The sequence below is a fragment of the Streptomyces sp. NPDC021622 genome (assembly GCF_040640795.1).
In the GTDB taxonomy this organism is placed as follows: Bacteria; Actinomycetota; Actinomycetes; order Streptomycetales; family Streptomycetaceae; genus Streptomyces.
Genome location: NZ_JBFACK010000013.1, coordinates 14,008 through 39,726 on the forward strand (window position 1 = coordinate 14,008; position 25,719 = coordinate 39,726).

Here is a 25,719-nt window from a genome sequence, read left to right on the forward strand (position 1 = left end):
ACCAGAACGCGGCGGGGGAGGCCCACCAGCATGCCCGCACCCGACGGCCCCGCCGTCATCCGCAGCACTCTGCGCCAGCAGATCGCCGACGCGCTGCGCGACGAGATCCTCGGCGGCCGTCTGGAGCCCGGCCAGGAGTTCACGGTCAAGGAGATCGCTGACCAGTACGGCGTCTCCGCGACCCCCGTCCGCGAGGCCCTGGTGAACCTCGCCGCGCAGGGCCTCCTCGACGCCGACCAGCACCGCGGCTACCGCGTCCACGAGCACTCCCTCGCGGACTACCGCGGCATGCTGGAGGCCCGCAGCCTGGTCTCCGACGGCATCTTCCGCGACCTCATGACCAACGCGGCGGCCCACACCGATGCCGCCGCGGGCCTCGTCTCCGTACGCCGTCGTGGCGAGGAGGCCGCCCGCGCCGCCTGCGCCGGCGACCTGAACGTACTCATCGGCTACGACCTGCGCTTCTGGCGCGAGCTCAGCGCCCTCTTCGGCAACCCCTACCTCTCGGACTTCCTGCACCGCCTGCGCGTCCAGTCCTGGGTCTGCGCCGTCACCTACCTGCGCCGCGCCGTCGAACGCGGCGACGGCGACCTGCGGGGCGTCCTGTGGGCCCGGCACACCGACCTCGTCGACGCCCTTGCGCGCCGCGACCCGCAGGCCGCGCACAGAATCGTCGCGGAGTACAACGCCCACTCCCTCGACCTCATCGAGCGGCTGGCGGCCACTGCATGAGCGTGGACCTGACCGTCGTCGTCCCCGCCTACAACGAGGAACGCCGGCTTGGACCCACGCTCGCCGCGATCCGCGCGTACCTGGACGAGACGTCGTACCTGGACGAGGCCGGTCCTGAGGGCAGAGGCGGCCGCTGGGAGCTGATCGTCGTCGACGACGGGTCCACCGACCGCACCGCCGAGATCGCCGTCGACGCGGAGCTCGACGACCCCCGCGTCCACCTCATCCGCTCCGACCGCAACCGCGGCAAGGGCCACGCCCTGCGCCTCGGCGTCCTCGCGTCGCGCGGCGCCCGCGTCCTGGTCACCGACGCCGATCTGGCGACGCCCATCGAGGAGCTCGAGCGCCTCGACAAGGCGCTCACCGACGGCCACGCGGCCGCGGTCGGCTCCCGCGTCGGAGCGGGCGCGACGATCGAGGCCCGCCAGCACCGCCTGCGCGAGCTGCTCGGACGCAGCGGCAACTTCCTCATACGTACGGTCGCCGTCCCCGGAATCCGCGACACCCAGTGCGGATTCAAGCTCTTCGACGGCGACCACGCCCGCGAGGCCTTCGCCGCGTCCCGGCTGTGCGGCTGGGGCATCGACGTCGAGATACTCCAGCACCTGCGCCGCGCCGGCCTGCCGATCGCCGAGGTGCCGGTGCGCTGGGCGCACCAGGAGGGTTCGAAGGTCCGCCCGTTCGACTACGTGAAGGTCCTCGCCGAACTGACCTCGCTGAAGGCCCGCACCCTGCGCCGCACGGACGTCCTCGTCGCGGCCCTCTTCCTGGCCCTGTCGGTCACCCTCTACTCGGGCCGCTGGATCGCGCCGGGCGACCGCTATCTCCCCGACTCGCTCCAGGACCAGAACCAGTGGGAGTGGTTCTTCGCGGTGACGGCGGACAACGTCCGCCACCTCCAGAACCCCCTCTTCACGACCCTCCAGAACGTCCCCGACGGCGTGAACCTCATGGCCAACACGGTCATGCTCGGCCTCTCCGTCCCCTTCACCCCCGTGACCTGGCTCTTCGGCCCGGCGGTCGCCCTGAACGCGGCGATGACGCTGGGCCTCGCCGCGACCGCGGTCACCTGGTACTGGCTGATCGTCAGACGTCTCGTACGCCACCGGGGCGCGGCGGCCGTCGGCGCGGCGCTCGCCGCCTTCGCGCCGCCGATGATCAGCCACGCGCACGCGCACCCGAACTTCATGGTCCTGTTCATGATCCCGCTGATCATCGACAGGGCGCTGCGGCTCTGCGAGGGCGACGGCACACGTGTCGTACGCGACGGGATCGTCCTCGGCCTCTTCACGACGTACCAGATCTTCCTCGGCGAGGAGCCGCTCCTTCTCGCCGCGCTGGGCATGCTGCTGTTCGCGGCGGCGTACGGGGTGGTGCGCAGGGACGTGGCGAGGGCGGCCTTCGGGCCCCTCGCCCGGGGTCTTGGGATTGCGCTGGCCGTCACGCTCCCCCTCGTCGCGTTCCCCCTGTACTGGCAGTTCTTCGGCCCGCAGAGCTATACGAGCGTGCTGCACGGCGACAACGCGGGCAACAGCCCCCTGGCCCTCCTCTCCTTCGCCGAACGCTCGCTCGCGGGCGACGAGGAGACCGCGAGCGCCCTCTCCCTGAACCCCACCGAGCAGAACGCGTTCTACGGCTGGCCCCTGGTGGCGCTGGCCTTCGCAATCGTCGTACGTCTCTGGGAGCGGGCGGTGGTGAAGGCGCTTGCGTTCACGGCGCTCGCGGCGGCGTTCCTCTCGCTCGGCCCGAAGTTCCGCATCCCGTGGACGGACGTGGTGCTGCCGGGCCCGTGGCGGCCTCTCGCGCACGCACCCCTCTTCGAGTCGGTCATCGAATCGCGGGTGGCGATGGTGTGCGCGCCGGCGCTCGGCATGCTGGTGGCGCTCGCCCTGGCCCGCCTGCTCACGGCCCCGCGCACGGCTTTTTGTTACGCCGGTGTCGCCGCCGTAGCGCTGGCCCTGCTGCCGATCGTGCCGATGCCGCTGCGGGCGGTGGAGCGTGCCGAGGTGCCGGCGTTCATCGCCGACGGGACCTGGAAGCGGTACGTGGGGGAGGGCGAATCCCTCGTGCCGGTGCCGCTCCCGGACCCCGCGAACGCGGAGGCACTGCACTGGCAGACGACCGCCGACCTGGGCTTCAGCCTCCCCGGCGGCTACTTCAACGGGCCGTGGGGCCCGGACCGCGTGGGCATCTACGGGGCGTCGCCCCGCAACACGTCGAACCTCCTGCGGGACGTCCGCTCGGCGGGCCAGACCCCGCAGATCACCAAGGAGTGGCGCGCCGCCGCCCGCGCCGACCTGGCGTACTGGAAGGCGGGCGTGCTGGTCCTCGCCCCGCAGGAGCACGACGCGGAACTTCGCGTGACCGTCGAGGAACTCCTTGACCGCCCCGGAAAGTGGGTAGACGGCGTGTGGATCTGGGATCTGCACAAGGGCAGCTAGGGGGCTCGCGCCGCGACTACGCTGCCTGAGCGCGGGGAAGGTCCGGGAAGGTCCGACGTCCGACATAGCACCCGATATGAGCCAACCGTATGAGCCGATCGATTTGAGGAGCACCCTTGGCCTGTGATCTGTGGCTGGTCCCGCTCGTCGACGTGCTGTGTCACAGCCCCGACAACCCCTTCGCGGAGGAGATCGCGGCGTACGACAAGGCGCTGACCGATGCGGGCCTTCCGCCCGTCCCCGTCTTCTCGTACATGCCGGGCCTGTCGGGGGATGTCGCCCCGGTCGCGGGCTTCGACTACGACGCGCTGCATTTCCTGCGGCGGGCGTACCTGCTCCAGGTGTGCGGCCTGGAGGTGACGCCGGTGGACGAACTGGGCGGGGACTACGAGCAGTTGCTGGAGATGTTCGACGCGACGGCCCAGCAGTCGCATCTGGTCTGGCACTACGACCACGCGGGTGCGTACGTCCCCGTGGACTTCCCTGCGCCCCTCTCGAACGACGAACTGCTCTCGGGCGGCGGCCCGTTGGGCTCGGCGCAGGCGCTGCTGCGGGAACTGGAGTTCGTGGCCCCGTCGATCGGCATAGACCCCGCGAACCCACCGGGTCCACCGGCACCGCCACAGGCCCCCACGTCCCTGGAGGAGCCGGCGGCACCTGGCCCGCACGACGACAGTCCCTTCGCGAGGGAGCGGCATGTGTGGCTGGGGTTGCATGCGGCAACCACCCGCAGCCTGGCCCAGGGATCAATGATCATCTACAGCTGAGGGGCTCGCGCCCCTTAGGGGCGCGGGGCTGTGACATCTGCGGCTCCGCCGCGTGGGCGCGACAAGCCCCCACCGACCCGCAGGTCCCTCACCGCACCAGCCAGCCGGAGCCCACGTCCTCACCGCGGCTCCGGCGGCCGCTGCCGAGGCATGTTCGGCCGCGCCCCCGGCGGCAACGCGGCCCGCGCGGGGGGAGGCCCCACCTCCCCCCGGGAGGCCGGGACCAGCGCCTGCATGGCAAGCGGCGCGGGCCCGGACCGAAACTCCACCATCCAGTCCGCCGTCTCGGCCCGCACCATCTCCGTCACGTCCTCCGAGAACCGCCGAAGGACCCCCAGGCACCGCTCGGCCGCCTCGCTCGCCGTCCCCTCCGTGGGCCCGAGGACCTCCCGCACACTCTCCGAAGCCCAGTCGAACTGCAGCACCTGCAGCCGCCGCTGCACCGCCTGAGCCGTGGCCACGTCCCGCATCCACCCGGACGTAAGACCGAAGAACCGGTCGCACCCCACACACGCGACCCCCACCAGCAGCGAGACGTACCCCCACGCGGCGACTTCCCCCACCACCCCTGCCAGATCGAGCAGCGGAAACACCCCCGCCCCCACGGCCCCCAGCGCCGCGCCCACGCGCGAGAACCGCGCCCCGCGCCGCTTCCACGCGCGGTCGGACAGATACCAGGCCGCCGTGTTCAGCGCCCCCCGCTCCACCCACCGGTACAGCTCGTCGAGCCGCTCGGCCGGCTCGCCCCAGTCCCCGAGCGGGAAGCTCCGCCCCGTCAGATCCCCGACCCGGGAGCCCTCGGTGCCGCCCCGGGCGCTCTCCTGCGCCCCTGCCCCGGCACCCTGCCCGTGCCCGTCATGGGGCACCCCCTCGGGCTGCATATCCGGCTGGCTCACGGCACTCCCTCTACCTCTACGAGATCCCTGACTATTCCCTGCGGCGGTTCCGTACGGTGCGCGGCCTGTGACGCCTGGTGCTGATGCGCAGCCCCAGTACTACCGCCCAATGGGTGGCCGTGAGCCCGTTTTCACGGTATTTCCGCCCGGAAGAGGTGCTTGATCAGGTATAGGAGGACCGCTGATCTCACTCGAAAGAGTGCTGGGGCGATCGCACCCCCGACCACGTAGGCTCATTCCAGGTGGAAAAACCCGCCTGGTGAACCCGTATGTGACGCACATACGACCCCCGTACGACCCCTACACGACCCCATGAAACGGAGCTGATCGTGATCCCCGGTGGTGGCCAGCCCAACATGCAGCAGCTGCTCCAGCAGGCCCAGAAGATGCAGCAGGACCTCGCCGCGGCGCAGGAGGAGCTTGCTCGCACGGAGGTCGAGGGCCAGGCGGGCGGCGGTCTCGTCAAGGCGACGGTCAACGGCTCGGGCGAACTGCGCGGCCTCGCCATCGACCCCAAGGCGGTCGACCCGGAGGACACGGAGACCCTCGCCGACCTGATCGTCGCGGCGGTCCAGGCGGCGAACGAGAACGCGCAGGCGCTCCAGCAGGAGAAGCTGGGCCCGCTCGCGCAGGGCCTGGGAGGCGGCGGCATCCCGGGCCTTCCCTTCTAAGAAACCCCCCGGCCAACTACGGTACGTATCAGAGCCAGACCCTAGAAATAGACAGCTGGATAGATGGACAGAAGGAAAGGCGTCCCGTGTACGAAGGCGTGGTCCAGGACCTCATCGACGAGTTGGGCAGGCTGCCCGGCGTCGGTCCCAAGAGCGCGCAGCGGATCGCCTTCCACATCCTGCAGGCGGAGCCGACGGACGTACGCCGTCTCGCGCACGCCCTCCTAGAGGTGAAGGACAAGGTCCGCTTCTGCGCGACCTGCGGAAACGTCGCGCAGGAAGAACTCTGCAACATCTGCCGCGACCCCCGCCGAGACCTGTCGGTCATCTGCGTGGTGGAAGAGCCCAAGGACGTAGTCGCGATCGAACGCACCCGCGAGTTCCGAGGGAAGTACCACGTCCTGGGCGGCGCGATCAGTCCGATCGAGGGCGTGGGCCCGGACGACCTGCGCACACGAGAACTCCTCGCGCGTCTGGCCGACGGCACGGTCACGGAACTCATCCTGGCCACGGACCCGAACCTGGAGGGCGAGGCCACGGCGACGTACCTCGCACGCATGATCAAGCCCATGGGCCTGAAGGTCACCCGCCTGGCCAGCGGGCTCCCTGTCGGGGGAGATCTGGAATACGCGGACGAGGTCACTCTGGGCCGCGCTTTCGAGGGGAGACGACTCCTAGATGTCTAAGCAGCAGAAGTCGCAGACGCAGCAGTCCGACGCCGGAGCGAAGCTGATCCACTCCACGTCCCAGGACCCGGACTCCTTCGCGGTGCAGATCTCGGACCAGATCGAGAGCTTCATCGTGGCGGTGACGGAGGTGGCAAAGGGCGACGAGCCGGACTCGGCGGTCCCCTTCCTCCTCCTGGAGGTCTCCCAACTCCTCCTGGCCGGCGGCCGCCTGGGCGCGCACGAGGACATCGTCCCCGAGGAGCGTTACGAGCCGGACCTCGGCCCGGAGCGCGACGTGGACGACCTCCGCGAACGCCTGGCGCTCCTCCTGGAGCCGGTGGACGTCTACTCGGAGGTCTTCGACCCCTACGAGCCCCGCAAGGCCCCGGTCGCGGCCCGCATCTCGGACGACCTGGCGGACGTGGTCGCGGACCTCTCGCACGGCCTGGCGCACTACCGCGCGGGCCGCACGACCGAGGCCCTCTGGTGGTGGCAGTTCTCGTACTTCTCCAACTGGGGCTCAACGGCCTCGGCCGCCCTCCGGGCCCTCCAGTCCCTGGTGGCCCATGTGAGGCTGAACCAGCCGCTCGAGGACCTGAACGGCCTGGACACGGACGAGGACCTGGCAGAGGACGCGTTGGCGGAGGCGGCGGGCAAGGTCATGGCGGAGGAGCTTGCGGGGCCGCTGGGCCTGCGGACCGTCAAGTAGGCCAACGGTCAACTGCTCAGCGCCACCAGTAGCTGACCCGACTCCACATACGGCGCCGTAGCCGTCGGCTCGCTGTACCAGCACAGCGGCCACGTGTTGCCCTCCAACGCCGGGATCCCGATGTACGTCACCGTGCGCGGCGTCCCGAAGCGCTGCACGCCCAGCGGCCACCGGTGCTCCTTCGCCGACCCCGGAGCCACCAGGAAGTACATCCACCGGAACCCCGTCGCCTCGCAGATGACGGGGCCGGCGTCACCCTCCGTCTCCGCGATCAGCCGCGCGGCGACCTGTTCTCCCCGTACGCCCTGGATGCGCAGTGCGTCGAAATGGACGCCGGACACGCGGAGTTGGTGCCCCGCCAAAGGCACCCACTCCGGCCAGTGAATTGCGTTCGTCATGGTCACACGGTGCGGGGTGCGGGGCTACTCTCGGTAGTGACTGAGGGGGTACACGCGGAGGTGTATCCGTCGGAGGTAGCTGCTGTGTCCGTTCAGTACAACCCGACTTGGCGCTATGGCGGCAACCAGCTGAAGCGCTGGCGCACCAAGGCGAGCGTCAGCCGCGAGGAGTTGGGCATCGCGTCCAATTACTCGCCGGACACCATCAAGGCCATGGAGCAGGGCGTACGGATGCCTACAGCTCGGGTGCTCGATGCGGCGGATGAGTTGTGTCATGCGGAGGGGCTGCTCAGCGCCGCCAAGGACTACGTAAAGGCAGAGAAGTTTCCGGCTCGGGTGCAGGACTACATGCTGTACGAGCGGGATGCGATCAGCCTGTGGTGGTACGGGGTCGCGCTGGTCCCTGGCCTGCTGCAGACCGAGGCGTATGCGCGGTCCCTGATTGGCAACCACTGCCCACCTCTTGACCAGGAGACGGTGGCGGAACGAGTCGCGGCGCGGATGGAGCGCCAGGAACTCCTCGACCGCACCTTGCCCGTGGCACTCAGTTTCGTCCTGTACGAGGCGGCGCTTCGGTGTCCACAGGTGGACAAGGAGCAGTTGTTGCGCCTGCTCGGGATGGGGCGCCGCAACAACATCTCGATTCAGGTCCTCCCATTCAGTCGGGCGATCCCTGCGGCTCTGCTGGGGCCGATGGTGTTGCTGGAGACACGTGACCGCGAGCGCCTAGCCTTCACCGAAGGCCCATCGGCAAGCGAACTGACCTCTGAACCAGAGGTGGTGAGTTCGCACACCGAGCGACTTAGCATGATCCGCATGGAGGCCCTCGGCACTGAGGAGTCGGCCCTCTTCATCAAGCGGATGGCGGAGGAACTGTGAGCGAACAGCTGACCTGGTTCAAGTCGAGCTACAGCGACTCCGAGGGCGGCGAGTGTGTCGAAGTGGCCTTGGACTGGCGGAAGTCGACGTACAGCGACCCAGAAGGTGGCGCCTGCGTGGAGATAGCCGCTTGCCCCACCACCATCCACATCCGCGACTCAAAGCTCGCCGCAGACGCCGGCAGCCCTCAGCTCACGATCCCCGCCCCCGCCTGGGAAGCCTTCATCTCCGCAGTTCAGCCCGGAGCTTGAGCCCCGGGCTTCGAGCCGCGAGCCCCGAGCTCCTCCCTTGGTTTTGGTTGGTTTGGTTGGGTTCTAAATCAACCAACTAGCCAACCCCATAACGGAGTTGAGCCCTCCGTCACCCTCAAGAGTGACGTTCCGTAGCCAGCTTGCGTCGCAGCGTAAAACGGCTCTACTTTCGCGGCAATAGAACGGCCCCGGTCGGTGCGCCAACACCGGCTCCGGGGCCTAGCTCGACGTATCGAATGCCTTCGATGCTTACACCCAACGCGAAAGCAGCCGACCGTGGCCTACGCAGACCTTAATCCCGCCCTGCCGTCCCCGTCCCACCCCATGGCCAAATCGGGCTACGGCAAACGCCTCGCGGATGACGAAGAACCGTACAGCGAAGCCGATTTCGCACATCTGGTCCCCCGCGATGCCGAACTCGCGACGTTCATCGACCACCTCCCCGACGGCGCCGCGATGGGCTACAAGGGCCTCGCCAAAGCCCATCCCCTGTACGGCCAGCAAGCCATCCGCACCTCGCTGCGGCGGCTGACCGAGGCCGGCCACCTCCGCTGGGTCAAGGAACACCTCACCGTCGAGGACAACTCGATGCGCTGGGTCACCAGGACGTACTGGTCACGAATCTCCAGGTCAGAGGAGTGGTGGGCCGAGTTCGTCCGGGCCCGGCACGGGCGGGACGTGACCCACGACTACCACCCGGGCCTCGCCCGCACCGACGAACCGACCCCGGAGCCGGAGGCCGCACCGGCCTCAGAGAGCGCCACCCCCGCCTACCGCACCCTCGCCCAACTCCGCACCGCAGACCCCCGCATGGCCCTCTCCGAGGCGGACTGCAAACGGCTCGAGCCCAGCGCAGCGGAATGGCTGGCCCGCGGTGCCACCCCGCAGGACATCACCCTCGCCCTCACCACAGGGCTGCCACCCACCGTCACCAACCCCGGCGGCCTCGCCCGCACCCGATTGGAGAGCAAGATGCCCCCCAAGCCGAACCCCAAGACCCGCGCCCGCGCCCGCGTCACCCGCGCCGTCATGGTCTGCGGATTCTGCGAGGAGCCCGAGACCACGGCGGAGCTGGTCCACGGGATCTGCGCCGACTGCCGAGCGGAGTGCGATGCGTTCGAAGCCGAGGAAGCCCGCCTGGGCATTCAGATCGGATACGTACCCGACACGTTCCTGCCCCGCCCACGCGCTGCGGCCCCGGTGATGGATGTGACCGAGCGGGTGGCGGAGCTGAGGCGCGCCGCCGGTCTGCCTACGGGGCGAGGTGGCGTATGAGCGTGCAGGACGTGCCGGTCCGGGCACCATGGAGTCAAGGAGGCGACGCCATGACCCCCAGGACCACCGACCGGCCCCAGATGTCCGTCGAGGAGTTCGAGGAGCTCGAGCGCCATGCGCCGGAGACGGTGCGGCTGGAGTTCATCAACGGAAAGGTCATGGTCAAGCCCGTGCCGGACGGCAACCACAGGGAGATCTGCATGTGGCTGCTCAGGCAGTGCATGCAGCAGCGGCCGGAGCTGGGGCTCTATCAGGAGGGCGGGCTGAAGACCGAGACGTACCGCAAGGGCCGTGCCCGCGCGGACGGCGTGCTGGCTCCTACCGGCAGTTTCAAGGGGCATGGCGAATGGTCGGACACGTCCGCTGTGCTGATGGCCGTGGAGGTCACCTCGTTCGACTCCGACACCAATCGTCGTGACCGCGTGGAGAAGCCGGACGGCTACGCGGCAGCAGGCATCCCCGTGTATCTCCTGATCGACCGTGACGACTGCTCGGTCACCGTGTTCACCGACCCGGAGGACGGTCGCTACCGCAAGCTGGAGAACCACCGTTTCGGTGCCGTGGTCCAGCTCCCCGCTCCTGTGGACATCGCCCTGGAAACCGAGGCGCTGAAGGAGTTCGTGGAGTGAAGGTCCCAGCCGCCCCGAACCTGTGACCCACCCCACTTTCCGGAGTGCCCCACTCCACAGCGGGCATGCGACAAGCCGAGCGGTCGGAACGTACCTCCCGAGCAGCGGGAGCGTATGCCCGTGATGATCACGTAGTGAGCGGGACATCTCACCATGTGGTATTTGCGAGGCGAATTTCGACCGCTCGTTAGACTGAGCCGACCGCAGCAGTGCGGTAAGACACGGACTGAGCGAGGAGCGCACGTGAGCCTTGTCGTGCAGAAGTACGGAGGCTCCTCCGTAGCCGATGCCGAGGGCATCAAGCGGGTCGCCAAGAGGATTGTCGACGCCAAGAAGAACGGCCATCAGGTCGTTGTCGTGGTGTCCGCCATGGGTGACACGACGGATGAGTTGATCGATCTTGCCGGGCAGGTATCCCCGATCCCTGCCGGGCGCGAATTCGACATGCTGCTGACCGCCGGAGAGCGGATCTCCATGGCCCTCCTGGCCATGGCGATCAAAAACCTGGGCCACGCGGCCCAGTCGTTCACCGGCAGCCAGGCGGGTGTCATCACCGACTCCGTCCACAACAAAGCGCGGATCATCGATGTCACGCCGGGCCGCATCCGGGCCTCGATCGACGAGGGCAACATCGCCATCGTCGCCGGGTTCCAGGGAGTCAGCCAGGAGGGCAAGAACATCACCACGCTGGGTCGTGGTGGGTCGGACACGACCGCTGTCGCCCTCGCCGCCGCCCTCGACGCCGAGGTCTGCGAGATCTATACCGATGTCGACGGTGTCTTCACCGCCGATCCGCGGGTCGTGAAGAAGGCCCGGAAGATCGACTGGATCAGCTTCGAGGACATGCTGGAGCTCGCGAGCTCCGGCTCCAAGGTGCTGCTTCACCGCTGTGTGGAGTACGCCCGCCGTTACAACATCCCGATTCACGTGCGATCGTCCTTCTCGGGGCTGCAGGGCACGTGGGTCAGCAACGAACCGCAAGGGGACCGCAAGGTGGAGCAGGCCATCATCTCCGGTGTCGCGCACGACACCTCGGAGGCCAAGATCACGGTCGTCGGCGTGCCGGACAAGCCGGGCGAGGCCGCCTCGATCTTCCGCGCGATCGCGGACTCCGGGGTCAACATCGACATGATCGTGCAGAACGTGTCGGCCGCCTCGACCGGGTTGACCGACATTTCCTTCACGCTGCCCAAGGCCGAGGGCCGTAAGGCCATCGACGCCCTGGAGAAGACGCGCTCGGCCATCGGGTTCGACTCTCTTCGGTACGACGACCAGATCGCCAAGATCTCGCTGGTCGGCGCCGGCATGAAGACGAACCCCGGCGTCACCGCCGCCTTCTTCGAGGCGCTCAGCGACGCGGGGGTCAACATCGAGCTGATCTCGACCTCTGAGATCCGCATCTCGGTCGTCACCCGTGCCGACGACGCGAACGAGTCCGTGCGCGCCGTGCACACCGCCTTCGGGCTCGACTCGGACACCGATGAGGCCGTGGTCTATGGAGGCACCGGCCGATGACCCGTAAGCCGACGCTCGCGGTCGTCGGAGCGACCGGGGCCGTCGGCACGGTCATGCTCCAGATCCTGTCGCAGCACGCCGACATCTGGGGCGAGATCCGACTCGTCGCCTCACCGCGTTCGGCCGGCCGGAAGGCCGCCGTGCGCGGTGAGGAGGTCGAGGTCCTCGCGCTGAGCGAGGACGTTTTCGACGGTGTGGACGTCGCGATGTTCGACGTGCCCGACGAGGTCGCGGCGCAGTGGGCGCCGATCGCCGCCGCCAAGGGTGTCGTCGTGGTCGACAACTCCGCCGCCTTCCGGATGGACCCGGACGTGCCGCTGGTCGTCCCCGAGGTCAATCCGCACGCCGCCCGCGTACGCCCGCGCGGCATCGTCGCCAATCCCAATTGCACGACTCTGTCGATGATCGTGGCCATTGGCGCGCTGCATGCCGAATTCGGTCTGCGCGAGCTGATCGTCTCCTCGTACCAGGCCGTGAGCGGGGCGGGCCGGGCCGGTGTGGACACGTTGCGCCGCCAGATGCAGCTGGTGGCGGGCTCTGAGCTGGGCACGAGCCCCGGTGACGTACGACGTGCCGTCGGGGACGACACGGGGCCCTTCCCCGAGCCCGTGGCGCTGAATGTCGTCCCGTGGGCCGGGACTCTGCGGGACGACGGCTGGTCGTCCGAGGAGATGAAGGTGCGGGACGAGTCGCGCAAGATCCTCGGGCTGCCGGATCTCAAGGTCGCCGCCACATGCGTACGCGTTCCCGTCGTCACGACGCACTCGCTGACTGTCCACGCGCGCTTCGAGGACAAGGTCACCGTCGACCGCGCGCGCGAGATCCTCGCCACCGCTCCGGGTGTCGTGCTCTTCGACAATCCGGCCGCCGGTGAGTTCCCGACGCCCGCCGACGTGGTGGGGACCGACCCGACCTGGGTGGGGCGGGTGCGGCGCTCGCTGGACGATCCGGCCGCACTTGAGCTTTTTGTCTGTGGGGACAATCTGCGCAAGGGGGCCGCATTGAACACCGCGCAGATCGCCGAGCTGGTGGCCGCCGAGTTCACCGGGCGTTAGTCCGCGGGCACTTCAAGGGCCCTGCGGGCTCCCCGAGGTGGCCCTCGGGGGCTCCCCGAAGCGGACGTATCTGTGGGGTCTGTGTAAGTTCTGTGTCCAACTCGGTGGCCAGGACCGCTTGAACTGGACCATCGCCGCGTTCGAAGATTCGCCCCCCGTCCACTGCAACCGGCAGCAGGGCGGGGCGCGTCTCTGTGATCGCCCTCAGGGGGCGGCTCGAAGCGCTGCAAAAAATGGGCATAGGGGAAGAGCTGGTACGCATGGGGGCATTTGATGCTTCGTCACCGTCGGAGACGGTGCCTGCCGCAAACGCGTTGCGCGATGCGTACAACCCTCACGGGGGCAAGCGTGTCCAACAGGCGTGGCAGAGGTACTCGATTTCACAGCGGTTCAGGCGAGGGGCGCGGCCCTTCGCCCGCCTCGCCGTCCCCGTGCGCCCGCCGGTATGCCGGTGATCGCGCCCATGCCCACCACGCGGTCCGCCCGCATCCCGGCACAGCGCGAGGGCGCTGACGAGACGATGAGTGCGGGCACCACAGTCGACCACCTGACCGAGACCTACCGCGCCCACTACAGGTCGCTGCTCGGCCTGGCGGCGCTGCTCCTCGACGACACGGCGTCCTGCGAGGACGTCGTGCAGGAGGCGTTCATCCGGGTGCACTCGGCGCGCAAGCGCGTGCGGGACCCCGAGAAGACCTTGGCCTACCTCCGCCAGACCGTCGTGAATCTGTCGCGGTCCGCGCTGCGGCGCCGGATCCTGGGTCTGAAGCTGCTCTCCAAGCCGATGCCGGACATGGCGAGCGCGGAGGAGGGGGCGTACGACCTCCTGGAGCGGGACGAGCTGATCAAGGCGATGCGTGGCCTTCAGCGCCGCCAGCGCGAGGTCCTCGTCCTGCGGTACTTCGCGGACATGACCGAGGCGCAGGTCGCCGAGACATTGGGCATATCGCTCGGCTCGGTGAAGGCGTACGGTTCGCGCGGGATCGCGGCTCTCCGGATCGCCATGGAGGCGCCGGCATGAGCAAGCATGAGCATGAGTACGGGCGAGAGCGCGATGAGCACGTCGAAATCGCCGAGCACGCCGAGAACGCTGAGAACGCCGAGTTTGAGCAGCACGCTGGGGACGGAACTGTGAACCACGGCCACGACCAGGGCGAGGACCGGGGCGAGGAATCGACCGGACCGAAGGCGGGCACTGGCACGGACGCGGGCGCGGGCGCTGCCGACGGCTTCGGCTCGGACGAGCTGGCGCTGCGCCGCATGATGCGGCAGGCCGTCCAGGAGATCGAGCCGGGCGACCGCGCGCTTGAGCGGCTTCGGTACGCGGTCCCGGCCCGCCGCGCGCGCAAGCGCCAGGCCGTGGTCGGCATGGCCGCCGCGGCGCTCTTCATCGGCACGGCGATCCCCGCCCTCGTGCATGTCACGAACTCGGGCGGCGGCTCGGACGACCGCCCTTCGATAGCCGGCAACAGCGAGCAGACGCAGGGCGGTTCGAGCCAGGGCAAGGGTCCGGACGAGGGCGAGAAGGGCGAGGGCAGCGACTCCGGCCCCTCCAAGGACAAGAAAGACAAGAAGGGCAAGAAGGGCGACAAGGGCGACAAGGGGAAGGATGAGGCGAGCACCGGCGCGACCGGCGGCCCCGACCCCTCGGGCACGGCGTCCACGGACTCGCCCGCCTGCACGATCGACCAGCTCGGCAACGCCTCGGGCACCGCGGGCGCGGCCGAGGCCGACGGCAAGGTGTACGGCTCCTTCCGGGTCGCCAATGTCTCCGGCAGCAGCTGCACGGTCAGCGCGGCGGGATCCGTCTCGACGGCGGTGACGGGCGCGGCCGACCCGGCGAAGATCAGCGTCGTCGACCATGTGGCGGGCGATGCGGCGTCCGCGCTGCCGGATCCCGCGCAGGCGGTGAGCCAGCTGGTCCTCAAGCCGGGGGCGGCGTACGAGGTCCGCTTCGCGTGGGTGCCGTCGGAGGCATGCCCCACGGAGGGTGGCGAGCCTTCCCCCGACCCGTCCCCGACGGAGGACGCCAGTGGTGGCGGCGGGGCCGGCGGCACGGACGGCGGCGCGCCTGGCGGTACGGAACCGCAGATGGTCCGCGAGGACGGCGGCGTCGCGGACGGCGGCGTGACGGTGTCCCTCACGGCATCGGCGGGTGCGCCGTCGGCGGGTGCGACGATCGGCAATGCGTGCGCCGGGACCGTCTACCGGACGGGCATGCTGTCGGCTTCTTAGCGGGGCTCCGGTTGCCCGGCGGACCTTTCCCGCTCGCCCCCACCGGTAGGTCTTCCAGCCCGGCCGCAGGCCTTTCAGCCCGTCCGGCGTTTGAGGACGAACTCGGCGAAGCCGGTGATTTTCCGGTACGCACACGGCCGGCGCAGCCGGAAACTTTCGGGAAGGGGCGGGGTTGGGGAAAGAAACCCCTAGGCCTCGCGAACCACTTCCGGCCCAGACTCCACCGCATCCGGCAGCAGCCCAAGCTCCGCGTCCCGCGCGAACTCCCGCTCCCGCCGGAACAAGCGGAACCACATGAACACCACGAACCCCGCGAAGACGAACCACTCCCCGGTGTAGCCGAGGTTCTGGAACGCCTTGAGGTCAAGACCGGAGTTCTCCGGAGCGGCCGCCGGCACCGGCTTCATACCGGAGTCGCCCTTCTCCAGCGTCACCCACGCGTCGTACACATCACCAGGAACAAGGTTCACCAGCGACGCCGCACTGATGGCACCGAGCTGCCCGTCCGGCAGCCCTCCCGCCGCACTGACCCCGTTCGACCCGGGGTTCTCGGAGGCCTGCAGCGCCCCCGTCACGGTGACCTTCCCGGACGGCGCGGCCGGCACCTTCGCCGAACCCGCGCCCGCCTTCCCCGGCAGCCACCCCCGCACGACGGGCAGCTCCTTGCCGCTGTCGGTGCGCAGCAGCGTCAGGACGTAGTAACCGGACTTGTCGTCCAACTTCCGGTCCGGGACGAGGAGTTGCTTGCCGTACCGCCCCGTCGCCGACGCCAGCTCCCCGGACGTCTCCTTGTCGACGGGGAGGAGGGAGTCCAGCGGCCGGGCCTCCGACGCGTCACGGGACGGCGAGGCCTGCCGGTCGGCCTTCTCCTGCGCGGCGTCATGCGCCTCGACGCGGTCCTCGAAGCGTGCCAGCTGCCATGACCCCATGAAGATGCAGACGGGGATGGCCAGCAGGACGAAGACGTTGATCCCCCACCAGCGGGGCGTCAGCAGGAACCGGTACACACCCCCACGGTACGGGGCCCTTGCCGCGCCCGGCCCGTGGGGGTCCTTCGCCCCTGGGTCCTGTCCGGTGGGCCTGACCGGCGCCGCGCGCGGGCGGCATCTGGAGGTCAGCTGCCGGCTTTGAGGGCGTCCAGGTGCCGCCGCAGTACCTGTCGGAGCAGTTTCGGTGGATAGCGGTCCGGCTGCAGCGTCGCCTGGAGAGTGAGTCCGTCGAGGAGGGCGGCCAGTCGCGTGCTTTCCAGTTCGACGTCCGTGCCGGCCGGCAGCCCGCCGGCGCGCCGGGCTTCGTGCAGCACGCGCGACAGCAGGGTGTGCAGGCCGGCCTGCATCTCGGCTGCGCAAGGCCGCAGTTCGGGGCGGGTGTGTACTGCGCCGGTGAAGGCGAGCCAGAGTGCGGCCTCCTGGCTGCGGGCCTCGTCCAGGGGCAGGAACTCGGCCAGGAGCTCTTCCGTTGCGGCCCGGCGGTCAGTGTGGCCGTCGGGAGCCAGGAGCCGCTCGGCATGAGCGCGGATGCGGTCGCCGATGCGCTGGCTCAGCTCCCTCATCGTGAAGGTCATCAACTCGTCGTGGTCGGCGAAGTAGTGACGGACCGAGCCGACGGCGAGACCGGCTTCATCGGCGACGTTGCGAAGCGACGCATGCTCGAGACCATGCCGGGCGACGACGGACAGGACGGCCTGCGCCACCGCCCTGCGGCGGGCCACGGGATCGACAATCTTTGGCACATTGCTGTTATAGCACGGCTGGGCTAACATCGTTTTAGCTCAACCACGCTATAAAGATGGGCGGTATCTGCGTGAACCCCTGGCTGCTCGCCGCAATCATCGCGGTGGTCGTGATCGCGGTCGTGATCAAACGGATGATCGGTGAACCGGTCAATGCGCGGGATCTCTTCGCGGCCCCGGTGATCCTGACCGGGATCGGCGTTCTGTCCCTCGTCAAGATGACGGATCTGACCGGCACCGACCTCACCTGGGTCATCGCGGGCGCCGCCCTCGGCGCGGCACTCGGCGCACTCCGCGGCGCCACCATCCAACTCGTCGACAAGGGAGGCGTCCTGTGGCAGCGGTACACCGGCCGCACCTTCCTCGCAGTGATCGGCACCCTGGCGGTCACGGCCGGCTTCAATGTCCTGGCGGTGAAGATGGGCATGCACGAGAACGCACGCCCCGTCCAGCTCTCCATCGGCGTGAGCTTCCTCGGCGAGTCCCTCATGGTCGGCCGCCGCGGCATGGCTTCGGGAATCCCCTTCGCCCCGGCACGTTCTCTCTGACTCGCTGCAGGTCATGAGCGGAGCCAGAGGCGAATGGCAGCGACGGCCACCGTGCTGTGGAAGATGTACGCCCGCTTGTCGAAGCCGATGGGTCGACGGGTCAGGCCCTAGCGAAGGTGCCGCTCCGCGAAGTCCAGTTCCAACCGCACCTGCTTGATCCGCTCGCCCACGACGAGCGAGCCGTGCCCCGCGTCGTACCGGTACACCTCGTGCACCGCCTCACGCGCCTTCAGCCGGTCCACGTAGTTGTCGATCTGGCGGATCGGGCAGCGGGGGTCGTTGACGCCCGCCGAGATGTAGACCGGCGCCTTCACCGCGTCCACGTACGTCAGCGGGGACGAGGCCTCGAAGCGCTCGGGGACCTCCTCCGGCGTACCGCCAAGGAGCGTGCGGTCCATCGCCTTCAGGGCCTCCATCTCGTCGTGGTACGCCGTCACATAGTCCGCGACCGGCACCGCGGCCAGGCCGAGCGCCCAGGCGTCGGGCTGGGTGCCGAGGCCGAGGAGGGTGAGATAGCCGCCCCACGAACCGCCGGCCAGGACGATCCGGTCCGGGTCCGCGAGACCCGACGTCACCGCCCACTCCCGCACCGCCGCGATGTCCTCCAGCTCGATCAGACCGACCCGGTGCTTCAGCGCGTCCGTCCACTCCCGCCCGTACCCGGTGGAACCGCGGTAGTTGACCCGCACCACCGCGTACCCGTGGTCCACCCAGGCCGCGGGGCCCGCGGCGAACGCGTCGCTGTCGTGCCACGTCGGCCCGCCGTGGATCTCGAAGACGGTCGGGAGCGGTCCGCTCGCGCCCTGCGGCTTCTGTACGAGGGCGTGGACCCGGCCGCCGGGTCCCTCCACCCACACGTCCTCCACCGGCACGGACGCCGGGGCCTTCATGCCCGGCGGGTCGAGCACGACGCCGCCCGCCGTCGACCGCACCACCGGCGGCTCGGCGGCCGACGACCACAGGTACTCCACGCTGCCGTCCGGCCGCGCCGTCGCCCCCGACACCGACCCCGCGGGCGTCTCCACCCGGACCAGCTCGCGGGAGGCGAACCCGTACCGGAACAGCTCGCTGCGGGCCTCGAAGCTGTGCGCGATGAGCAGCGCGGAGCCGTCCGGATACCACTCGGCGCTCACGTCCCCCGGCAGGTCGAGGGCCAGGTCCGTCTCCTCGCCCGTGGTGACGTCCCACACCATCGGCTCCCAGCGGCCGCGCCGCTGATGCCCGACGAGCAGCCGCGCGTCCCCGTCGACCGGCGCGAAGCCGAGGACCTCAAGGCCCAGCTCGACCGTGCCGCCCTCGGTGTCGTCGAGCTCGGCGACCATCGACCCGTCCGGCCTGACCACCCGCAGCGCGGAGTGCATCGCGTCGCCGTGCTCCGTGTGCTCCATGGCGATCAGCGAGCCGTCGTGGGAGAGGTCGCCGACGCCCGCGGACTCACGGTGGCGGTAGATCTCGACGGGGTCCGCGCCAGGGGAACGTACGACATGGATCGTCGAACCGTCCTCGTCCGTGGAGCGCCCGACGACGGACATCCGCCCGTCCCGCGCGAGGGCCAGCCCCGCCGGATACGACGCTTCGAGCCCCGGCACCGCGGGCTCGTCGGTGCCGCCGCCCGCGAAGGGCTGGCGCATCCACACGCCGAACTCGTCCCCGTCCTTGTCGTTGAACCACCAGATCCACTCGCCGTCCGGCGTGAGGACGCCGTCCGTCGTGCCGTTCGCCCGGTCCGTCACCTGGCGCTGCTCACCCGTCGCCCGGTCCCACGCGTACAGCTCGTACGTCCCCGTCGCGTTCGACACGAACAAGGAGCGGCTCGGAGCCTCCTCCGCCCAGTCCGGCAGCGAGACCCGCGGCGCACGGAACCGCTTCTCCCAGTCCGGCATCTCCGCGCCGTCCCCATCCGCACCCGACGTACTCACCGCTCCTGCACCCTCACCCACATCGCTCATGGACCCCATAGTGCACGCCCGCGCCGACAATCCGCTGGCGAGGGTCCCCAGCCTGTGGATAACTTTTCCGGCATGTACTCCCCGACCCCTTCCGACTGGCGCGAGGCCAACCGAAAACGCTGGGACGAACGCGTCCCTCTCCATCTCGCCAGCGACTACTACGACCTCGAAGCCTTCCGCTCCGGCAAGGACCCGCTGCGCGACTTCGAGCTCACGGAGGTCGGCGACGTCACCGGGCGCTCGCTGCTCCACCTCCAGTGCCACATCGGCCTGGACACCCTCTCCTGGGCCCGGCACGGCGCCTCCCGCGTGGTCGGGCTCGACTTCTCCGAGCCCGCCGTCGACGCGGCCCGCGACCTGGCCGCCGAGCTCGGCCTCACCGCCGACCGGGCATCCTTCGTCACGGCCGACGTGTACGACGCCGCGGACGCGGTGCCCGACACCTCGTACGACATCGTCTACACCGGAGTGGGCGCCCTGTGCTGGCTGCCCGACATCCGGCGCTGGGCCGAGACCGCGGCCGCGCTCGTCGCGCCCGGCGGCTTCCTCTACCTCGCGGAGTTCCACCCGCTCACGGACATCCTGGACGACGAGACGGGCTCACGGATCGCGTACGACTACTTCGCCCGCGACGCCTGGATCGACGAGACCCCGGGCGGCTACGCGGACATGACGACCCCCACGGTCCACAACCGCAGCGTGGAGTGGCAGCACCCGGTCGGCGACGTCGTCACGGCACTCGCGGCGGCGGGCCTGCGCGTCGACTTCCTCCACGAGCACGACAGCACCCTCTTCGAGCGCTTCGGAGCCCTCGAACTCCGGGACGGCGCCTACCGGTTCCCGGTGTCCAGGCCCCGCATCCCCCTCATGTACTCCTTGAAGGCGACCAAGCCGATCTGAACCGGCAGCGACCTGACGGCCGGGTGGCCGGGGCGACTCACCCATCGGGCCGCATCCACCCCTCCCACGCGAGCTCGTCCGGCGTCGGGGCCACGGCCCCCGCCCGCCGGGCCGACGCCGCCGAGCCCGAGTCGTGCGAGTCCCCCGAGCCGCCCGAGTCGAAATCCCCGAGCTTCGTCCACCCCCACGACCGCAGGACCTCACGCCCGAGATCGTCGTCCCGCTTGATCACCGCGACGACGAGATCGGTGGTGTGCCGGACGAGGAGCAGCGTGCGCAGCCGCTCCGAGATGCCCTGCCGCCGATAGGCGGGCACCACCATGAGCTCGGTCAGGATGAAGACCCGCCCCGAGGCGGTACGTTCCTCGATCTCCGTGGGCAGGATGCCGCGGAACCCCTCCCACCAGTCACCGGTGCGTGCGGCGCGATACCCGTAGAGACAGCCGACGAGGCCCCCCGCGTCGGCGACGACCATGTCGAAATCGGGCCGCTGCACGGTGTTCTCGAAGCGCTGCAGAAACCCCTGCCGGTCCGCGTACTCGGCACCGGCCACGCCCTGGTAGGCCTCTACGTAGACATCGGCCACCGCTTCCCGCTGCTGCTCCGCCTGCCACCGCGTCAGCCGCCGCAAGAAAACCTCAGCCATCTGCGCCTCCCGCCCGCCCCCACCGAGGACACCCCTCGACACGCCTGGACTCCGCATGGTGACACCACGGAACGGCGAGCGGAACGGGGCGTGAGGGATCCATCACGTCGAGTCGGCGCCGCGTCAGCGCGGCCTCATCCGATGGATCAAGAACACCCCGAGGACGATCATCAGGCAGATGGCCGCGATCACGATGGCGGTCTCCATGACACTCACACTCCTCCGGGAGCGCGGCCGCTCACAGCGGCCGTGCCGAGGGCGGAGCCTCGGTAGGCCCAGGGTACTGCGGGGCAGGTCCCCGCGGGGGTCTGCTGCAGCCAACAGTCCTCAGCGGACGACGTCGAAGACATTCAGCTGAATGCCGTTGGCGTACGCCTCGTGCTCGACGAGCTTCAGCTTCTGGGTGTCCTTGTCCGTGCTGCTGAACAGCCGCTTGCCCGCGCCGAGGAGCAGCGGGAAGACGAGCAGGTGGTAGCGGTCGATCAGACCGGCGTCGGACAGATTCCGGTTCAGGGTGGCGCTGCCGTGCATGATGATCGGGCCGCCCTCGGTCTCCTTCAGCGCGGCGACGTCGTCGAGGGAGCGCAGGATCGTGGTCTCGCCCCAGCCGTCGACCAGGGCGTCCTCGGAGAGGGTGCTGGAGACGACGTACTTCGGCAGCGGCTTGTAGTCCGCGAACTCCTCCATGCCCGGCCACACCGGGCTGAACGCCTCGTAGCTGGCCCGGCCGAACAGCATCGCCGTGGCCTCCTTCTGCTCCCGCTCCTTGATCTCGTAGGCCTCCGGGACGAACTCGATGTCCTTGAAGGTCCAGCCGGAATTCCGGTAGCCGGGCTCGCCGCCCGGGGCCTCCACGACACCGTCGAGCGAGACGAAAGCAGTGCTGATCAACGTACGCATCTCAAGATCTCCTAGGTAGCTGGTGCGGGTCCCGTTTCCGCGTTGCGGTTACGGCTCTTTGACTGTCGTACACGTGGGAACTAATCGGTGGCCGTCCGAGCCCATCAAGCGCAGCAGCAAGGGAATGCCCACCAGGCACATCAACAACGTCTATTCTCAACCGAGTTACGCCGTTGACCAGGCGAGAAGGGCCGGGGGAAGCACGCCAAATGAGCGGTACGAACGGGGACGGAAGCGACGAGCAGGATGACCAGGACGAGCGGAACGAGCGGAACGAGCGGGACGAGCGGGACGAGCTGGATGACAGCGCCGGCAACGGAGGCATCAAGCCGCTCGCGGTGAGCGATCCCGCCCGCATCGGTCCGTATCTGCTGCTCGGGCGGCTCGGTGCGGGTGGCATGGGGCGGGTGTTCCTCGCGCGGTCGGACAGCGGACGGACCGTGGCCGTAAAGGTGGTGCACGAAGAGCATGTGTCCGACGAGCACTTCAGGGCACGGTTCCGACGCGAGATCGAGGCGGCGCGGAAGGTCGGGGAGCAGTACACGGCGCCGGTGCTGGACGCGGGCCCGGCCGACGAGCCGCCGTGGGTCGCGACGGGATACGTTCCCGGCCTCTCCCTCGAACAAGTGGTGCGACGCCACGGCCCGTTGCCGCCCGCATCCCTGCACACCCTCGCCGACGGGTTGCTGAAGGCGCTCAAGGACATCCACGGAGCCGGGATCGTGCACCGCGACCTGAAGCCGTCCAACGTGATGCTCACCGTGGACGGCACGAAGGTCATCGACTTCGGGATCGCACGGGCGCTAGAAACATCCGTCGAGTCCCTGCTGACCAGTACGGGAATGGCCATCGGCTCTCCCGGCTTCATGTCACCCGAGCAGGTGCGCGGACAGCGCGCCGGGGCAAAGAGCGACGTGTTCACCCTCGGGTGCGTACTGACGTATGCGGCGACCGGACAGCTGCCGTTCGGCCAGGGGGCGAGCAATCAGCATGCGGTGATGTTCCAGATCGTGGAGGGCGAACCCGATCTGACACGCGTCAAGGACGCCTCGCTGCGGGAACTGATCGCCCGCTGCCTGACGAAAGATATCGCCCAACGACCGGACGTTGACGCCCTGTTGGAGGCCCCCGAGCGCCCCCGCCCCCACGCCACGGGCGCCGCCTGGCTGCCTGCCGAAGTCGTCACACACATAGCGCAACAGTCCGCCCGCCTGCTCGACGCGGAGGCGGCGCCGCTACGGGAGGAGCCGGTGGACCGAGCAACGGTCGGCCTGCGCCCGAAGGCCGCCCCTTTCGAGGACGTCCCGGCTACTCCGGTCGCCTCGGTGGTCCAGCCGTCGGCCAAGGACACCAAGAAGCGAGAACGCCGCCGCACGATCATCGCGCTGCCCATCGTCGCCGTCATCACGGTCGGCGGCGGCACGGTGGCCCTGATCCAACCGTTCGGGGGCGGCACCGGCGACGGAACAAACGCCCGCCCCCCAGGCAACAGCGCAAGCGCCACGCCGGGCGGCAACAACTCGCCCACTGCCCCCAGCAGTTCACCGTCCAAGGAAGAAAAGAAAAAGGACGGCAAGGACGGCGGGAGGGAAGAGAACGAAAAGGACTCCCCGAACGCCCAGGAGAGCACCAGCAGTTCACCGGCGGCTGACAGCGACTCGGACACCACGGGCACCGGGTCCGGATCCGACCCTGCAGAATCATCCGGCTCATCCGGCACCTCGGGCTCGGACGGCGGAGATTCGTCCGGCTCCGGCTCCGACGACTCGTCCACAGGCTCACCGCCGCCGGCCCTGACGAGTTACAAGGCCGTGTACACCAACTCCTGTGTCGGCGCGTGCGACATGCCGGTCAAGGTGAGCTGGTCGGCGATCCCCCGAGCGACCCGATACGACGTCCACTACACCAACAAGGGCAGCAACTTCACCGAGAAGAACGTCGACACCACATACTCCACCGGCAGCACCAGCTACACGATCAAGGGCCCGTACTCCGGCGACGAGATCTGCATGACGGTACGCGCGGCGAACAAGCACGGCGCCTCGGCCTGGGCGGAGACTTTCTGCGACACGGTGCCCTACTGACGCCGATCTGCTGAACAGTCAGTCACCGTCTCGACAGACCTGCCCTCCCTCCCGGGGGCGTTGACCGCGTTCCGCACTCGCCCGCTGGACCACGTCCGCTTCCCCTGCGTCTATCCGAAATGGCCCGCCGGACTAACCGACGGTCCGTCACGGAATTTTCGAGGCACATAGGGCGGCCGGCGGTTGTTTCTCGTCCTGAAAGAGCCGCCGACCGTCCTTCACGCTGCCCGCGTTGCGGCCCCTGTCACTTCTTTTCGTAGAGCGTCCAGACTTGGTTCGGCGCTTCTCCCTGCTTTTCCGTGAGTGTCACTTCAGTGTCCGGGCCGTGCGCCGTAAGGACGAGCGCCCTGAACTTGTTGTTCTCGATGGGGGTCTGCTCGATCCCGGTGCCCACCATCCAGAGCTGCGACAGCTTCTCGGGGCTGCGGGGCTGCAGCCTTACAGGGCCGCCCTTGGCCGTGGCCTCAAGACACTTGCCCGGGAACGCGGTGCTCTCGATCGTGTAGATGCCCGTACCTGAGGGAGTTTCCTTCACTAATTGCAGTTTCCAATCCTGGAAGCTCATGTCGGGGTCGCGTGTCCACACCACTTCGCCCTGGTAAGCGTCGAGGTTGGTGTCGTCCGAGAACACCTGGATGGAGACGGTCAGTTCCTTGGCTGCTCGGGGCACGGTCGTTCCTTTCGGAATCGGTGTTGCTCTTGCTGTGCGGCTCACACATACCAGCCGCGGTGGGCATCGACTGAAGAAGCCGGTTATCAGTCTTACGCGCCCATGAATTCGAGACACCGTCCGAGAGCCCGCACGCCCGTCTTTCAATTGTCATGGAAACTCCCGTTGAACTTCCTGTGCCGTCCGGCTGTTCCTCATGGTGCTTGAATTGATCAGTGGGCATGCGGAGTTGGCCGAGACGGTGGCGAGCACGGCGTAGCTGATGCCGTCGCGATACGTGCGGCCGGAGGGTTGTGAGACAGCCTGCGGGGTTCAGGGGCGGAGGCGGGTCCTCAGGTTGTGTCTGACGGGTCAGTGATGCTCTGATGCGGGGCTCGTTCGTGAGGGGGTGGGGCGGGGCTATCGCGCCGATCTGAACCAGGTGGGGAACAGGGAGCCGCCTAATGGCCAAGCGTCGTAGCCGTGGTGATGGCGGCCTGCACTGGGACGAGAAGAGACAGCGTTGGATCGCTACTCGGGGAGCGCTTCGCCATTGCACAACCCTCCGGCGAAGCATTCGCCCGCCTGGCTCACTTGCCGGCTTCCGGGCCGCACCACTGGAGTGCCTGGCCGGTGGCGGCGGCGATGCACTCGAAGTCCCGGTCGCGGTGCAGGAGAGTCAGTCCCTGCAATTCGGCCGTGGCGGCCACCACGAGGTCGACGGCCCCCGGCGCTGCGGTGCTGTCCGTGCTGGGTGAGGATCTCCTGTACCTGCCAGGCGCGGTCGTCGAGGGGCACCGAAGAGCGCGCTGTGGGTACAGGGTGTCTCTCGTCTTGCTCCGCGGGCTCAATAAACGCGCATTCTACGCGCCTTTTCCCGGGCTGTCGTGATTGCATGGTCAACCTCATTTTGTCTTCCCATTCCCTGTTGTGCCGCGATATTCGGGGCGAGCCGTATTAGATTATTCAGTGAGGGAAGAAGGTGAGAGACCATGCTGAAGTACACAGCTCCGACCGTCATCTGCCTAGGGCGGATCGAGGAACTGACCGGGCAGCTTCGCCGCGGCGTTCCTGACCTTCTCGGGCACGGCAACATTCTGTGACCAGCAATCGGCCCGGCCCTTCACCTGCCGCAACAGTCGGTCGGGGAGGGGCCGTCACATCTGACCAACACCTCGTCGTGGACTTCG

Annotated in this window: 25 protein-coding genes and 1 pseudogene; 17 read left to right on the plus strand and 9 right to left on the minus strand. The window is 68.9% G+C overall.

The window, feature by feature from the left end:
- The first annotated feature begins 30 nt into the window (after window positions 1-30).
- The 3 genes from AB0G47_RS25035 (at window position 31) to AB0G47_RS25045 (ending at window position 3,940) form a co-directional block, all read left to right on the plus strand.
- Complete coding sequence (locus tag AB0G47_RS25035; protein ID WP_360773931.1) at window positions 31-732, plus strand: GntR family transcriptional regulator; 702 nt, start codon at window positions 31-33, stop codon at window positions 730-732.
- Window positions 729-3,173, plus strand: a complete 2,445-nt coding sequence (locus tag AB0G47_RS25040) for a dolichyl-phosphate beta-glucosyltransferase (RefSeq protein WP_360773934.1) — start codon at window positions 729-731, stop codon at window positions 3,171-3,173. The genes AB0G47_RS25035 and AB0G47_RS25040 overlap by 4 nt, the downstream gene beginning before the upstream one ends.
- Before the next feature lie 116 nt (window positions 3,174-3,289).
- Window positions 3,290-3,940, plus strand: coding sequence for a hypothetical protein (locus tag AB0G47_RS25045; RefSeq protein ID WP_360773936.1), 651 nt, complete (start codon window positions 3,290-3,292; stop codon window positions 3,938-3,940).
- A gap of 119 nt (window positions 3,941-4,059) precedes the next feature.
- Here AB0G47_RS25045 and AB0G47_RS25050 read toward each other — a convergent pair whose 3' ends face one another.
- Window positions 4,060-4,836 carry an SLATT domain-containing protein gene (locus tag AB0G47_RS25050; protein ID WP_360773939.1) on the minus strand — a complete coding sequence of 259 codons (777 nt, stop codon included), beginning with the start codon at window positions 4,834-4,836 and terminating at the stop codon, window positions 4,060-4,062.
- 329 nt (window positions 4,837-5,165) lie between these two features.
- Here AB0G47_RS25050 and AB0G47_RS25055 point away from each other — a divergent pair, with 329 nt between their 5' ends.
- The 3 genes from AB0G47_RS25055 (at window position 5,166) to AB0G47_RS25065 (ending at window position 6,884) form a co-directional block, all read left to right on the plus strand.
- Window positions 5,166-5,507, plus strand: coding sequence for a YbaB/EbfC family nucleoid-associated protein (locus AB0G47_RS25055; protein ID WP_360773942.1), 342 nt, complete (start codon window positions 5,166-5,168; stop codon window positions 5,505-5,507).
- A gap of 86 nt (window positions 5,508-5,593) precedes the next feature.
- Window positions 5,594-6,193, plus strand: a complete 600-nt coding sequence (gene recR, locus AB0G47_RS25060) for a recombination mediator RecR (protein WP_360773945.1) — start codon at window positions 5,594-5,596, stop codon at window positions 6,191-6,193.
- Complete coding sequence (locus AB0G47_RS25065; RefSeq protein WP_360773948.1) at window positions 6,186-6,884, plus strand: DUF5063 domain-containing protein; 699 nt, start codon at window positions 6,186-6,188, stop codon at window positions 6,882-6,884. Before recR ends, AB0G47_RS25065 begins: the two co-directional genes overlap by 8 nt.
- A gap of 8 nt (window positions 6,885-6,892) precedes the next feature.
- Here the strand turns inward: AB0G47_RS25065 and AB0G47_RS25070 are convergent, their stop codons facing one another.
- The gene (locus tag AB0G47_RS25070; RefSeq protein WP_360773951.1) at window positions 6,893-7,282 is read right to left on the minus strand and encodes a hypothetical protein; all 390 of its coding nucleotides are present in this window, start codon (window positions 7,280-7,282) and stop codon (window positions 6,893-6,895) included.
- An 84-nt stretch (window positions 7,283-7,366) separates the two neighbouring features.
- On the opposite strand from AB0G47_RS25070, the gene AB0G47_RS25075 reads away from it, so the two are divergent.
- From AB0G47_RS25075 to AB0G47_RS25110, 8 genes are all read left to right on the plus strand, one after another.
- Entirely contained in the window at window positions 7,367-8,161 is a 795-nt protein-coding gene (locus tag AB0G47_RS25075; protein ID WP_360773956.1) for a helix-turn-helix transcriptional regulator, read from the plus strand.
- The gene (locus AB0G47_RS25080) at window positions 8,158-8,412 is read left to right on the plus strand and encodes a DUF397 domain-containing protein (RefSeq protein WP_360773959.1); all 255 of its coding nucleotides are present in this window, start codon (window positions 8,158-8,160) and stop codon (window positions 8,410-8,412) included. Before AB0G47_RS25075 ends, AB0G47_RS25080 begins: the two co-directional genes overlap by 4 nt.
- 324 nt (window positions 8,413-8,736) lie before the next feature.
- A complete protein-coding gene (locus AB0G47_RS25085; protein WP_360774520.1) occupies window positions 8,737-9,687 on the plus strand; it encodes a hypothetical protein in 951 nt (316 codons plus the stop codon).
- Window positions 9,688-9,737: 50 nt separating this feature from the next.
- Window positions 9,738-10,316 (plus strand): Uma2 family endonuclease, encoded by a 579-nt coding sequence (locus tag AB0G47_RS25090; protein WP_360773962.1) that lies wholly within the window; start codon window positions 9,738-9,740, stop codon window positions 10,314-10,316.
- Window positions 10,317-10,559: 243 nt separating this feature from the next.
- The gene (locus tag AB0G47_RS25095) at window positions 10,560-11,831 is read left to right on the plus strand and encodes an aspartate kinase (RefSeq protein ID WP_360773965.1); all 1,272 of its coding nucleotides are present in this window, start codon (window positions 10,560-10,562) and stop codon (window positions 11,829-11,831) included.
- Window positions 11,828-12,886 (plus strand): aspartate-semialdehyde dehydrogenase, encoded by a 1,059-nt coding sequence (locus AB0G47_RS25100; protein ID WP_360773969.1) that lies wholly within the window; start codon window positions 11,828-11,830, stop codon window positions 12,884-12,886. Before AB0G47_RS25095 ends, AB0G47_RS25100 begins: the two co-directional genes overlap by 4 nt.
- 361 nt (window positions 12,887-13,247) lie before the next feature.
- Entirely contained in the window at window positions 13,248-13,907 is a 660-nt protein-coding gene (locus AB0G47_RS25105) for a SigE family RNA polymerase sigma factor (RefSeq protein WP_266863979.1), read from the plus strand.
- Window positions 13,904-15,121, plus strand: coding sequence for a hypothetical protein (locus AB0G47_RS25110; RefSeq protein WP_360773973.1), 1,218 nt, complete (start codon window positions 13,904-13,906; stop codon window positions 15,119-15,121). The genes AB0G47_RS25105 and AB0G47_RS25110 overlap by 4 nt, the downstream gene beginning before the upstream one ends.
- A 188-nt stretch (window positions 15,122-15,309) precedes the next feature.
- Here the strand turns inward: AB0G47_RS25110 and AB0G47_RS25115 are convergent, their stop codons facing one another.
- On the minus strand, window positions 15,310-16,128 hold the full coding sequence (locus AB0G47_RS25115; protein ID WP_360773976.1) for an SURF1 family protein: 819 nt from the start codon (window positions 16,126-16,128) through the stop codon (window positions 15,310-15,312).
- 107 nt (window positions 16,129-16,235) lie between these two features.
- A complete protein-coding gene (locus AB0G47_RS25120) occupies window positions 16,236-16,853 on the minus strand; it encodes a TetR family transcriptional regulator C-terminal domain-containing protein (RefSeq protein ID WP_360773979.1) in 618 nt (205 codons plus the stop codon).
- Window positions 16,854-16,909: 56 nt separating this feature from the next.
- Here AB0G47_RS25120 and AB0G47_RS25125 point away from each other — a divergent pair, with 56 nt between their 5' ends.
- A complete protein-coding gene (locus tag AB0G47_RS25125) occupies window positions 16,910-17,401 on the plus strand; it encodes a DUF1453 domain-containing protein (protein ID WP_360773982.1) in 492 nt (163 codons plus the stop codon).
- Window positions 17,402-17,508: 107 nt separating this feature from the next.
- Here AB0G47_RS25125 and AB0G47_RS25130 read toward each other — a convergent pair whose 3' ends face one another.
- Window positions 17,509-19,284, minus strand: coding sequence for a prolyl oligopeptidase family serine peptidase (locus tag AB0G47_RS25130; protein ID WP_360774523.1), 1,776 nt, complete (start codon window positions 19,282-19,284; stop codon window positions 17,509-17,511).
- 138 nt (window positions 19,285-19,422) lie between these two features.
- On the opposite strand from AB0G47_RS25130, the gene AB0G47_RS25135 reads away from it, so the two are divergent.
- The gene (locus AB0G47_RS25135) at window positions 19,423-20,250 is read left to right on the plus strand and encodes a class I SAM-dependent methyltransferase (protein WP_360773985.1); all 828 of its coding nucleotides are present in this window, start codon (window positions 19,423-19,425) and stop codon (window positions 20,248-20,250) included.
- A gap of 37 nt (window positions 20,251-20,287) precedes the next feature.
- Here the strand turns inward: AB0G47_RS25135 and AB0G47_RS25140 are convergent, their stop codons facing one another.
- Window positions 20,288-20,896 carry a hypothetical protein gene (locus tag AB0G47_RS25140; protein ID WP_360773988.1) on the minus strand — a complete coding sequence of 203 codons (609 nt, stop codon included), beginning with the start codon at window positions 20,894-20,896 and terminating at the stop codon, window positions 20,288-20,290.
- A gap of 327 nt (window positions 20,897-21,223) precedes the next feature.
- Window positions 21,224-21,796: a dihydrofolate reductase family protein gene (locus AB0G47_RS25145; RefSeq protein ID WP_360773990.1), complete on the minus strand. Its 573-nt coding sequence runs from the start codon at window positions 21,794-21,796 to the stop codon at window positions 21,224-21,226.
- 209 nt (window positions 21,797-22,005) lie between these two features.
- Between AB0G47_RS25145 and AB0G47_RS25150 the strand changes: the two genes are divergently transcribed.
- Window positions 22,006-23,880, plus strand: coding sequence for a protein kinase (locus AB0G47_RS25150; RefSeq protein WP_360773993.1), 1,875 nt, complete (start codon window positions 22,006-22,008; stop codon window positions 23,878-23,880).
- A 244-nt stretch (window positions 23,881-24,124) separates the two neighbouring features.
- Here the strand turns inward: AB0G47_RS25150 and AB0G47_RS25155 are convergent, their stop codons facing one another.
- Window positions 24,125-24,550: an RICIN domain-containing protein gene (locus tag AB0G47_RS25155; protein WP_360773996.1), complete on the minus strand. Its 426-nt coding sequence runs from the start codon at window positions 24,548-24,550 to the stop codon at window positions 24,125-24,127.
- 569 nt (window positions 24,551-25,119) lie between these two features.
- Window positions 25,120-25,327, minus strand: a pseudogene (locus AB0G47_RS25160) (PIN domain-containing protein); the annotation flags it as partial.
- Window positions 25,328-25,719 lie beyond the last annotated feature (392 nt).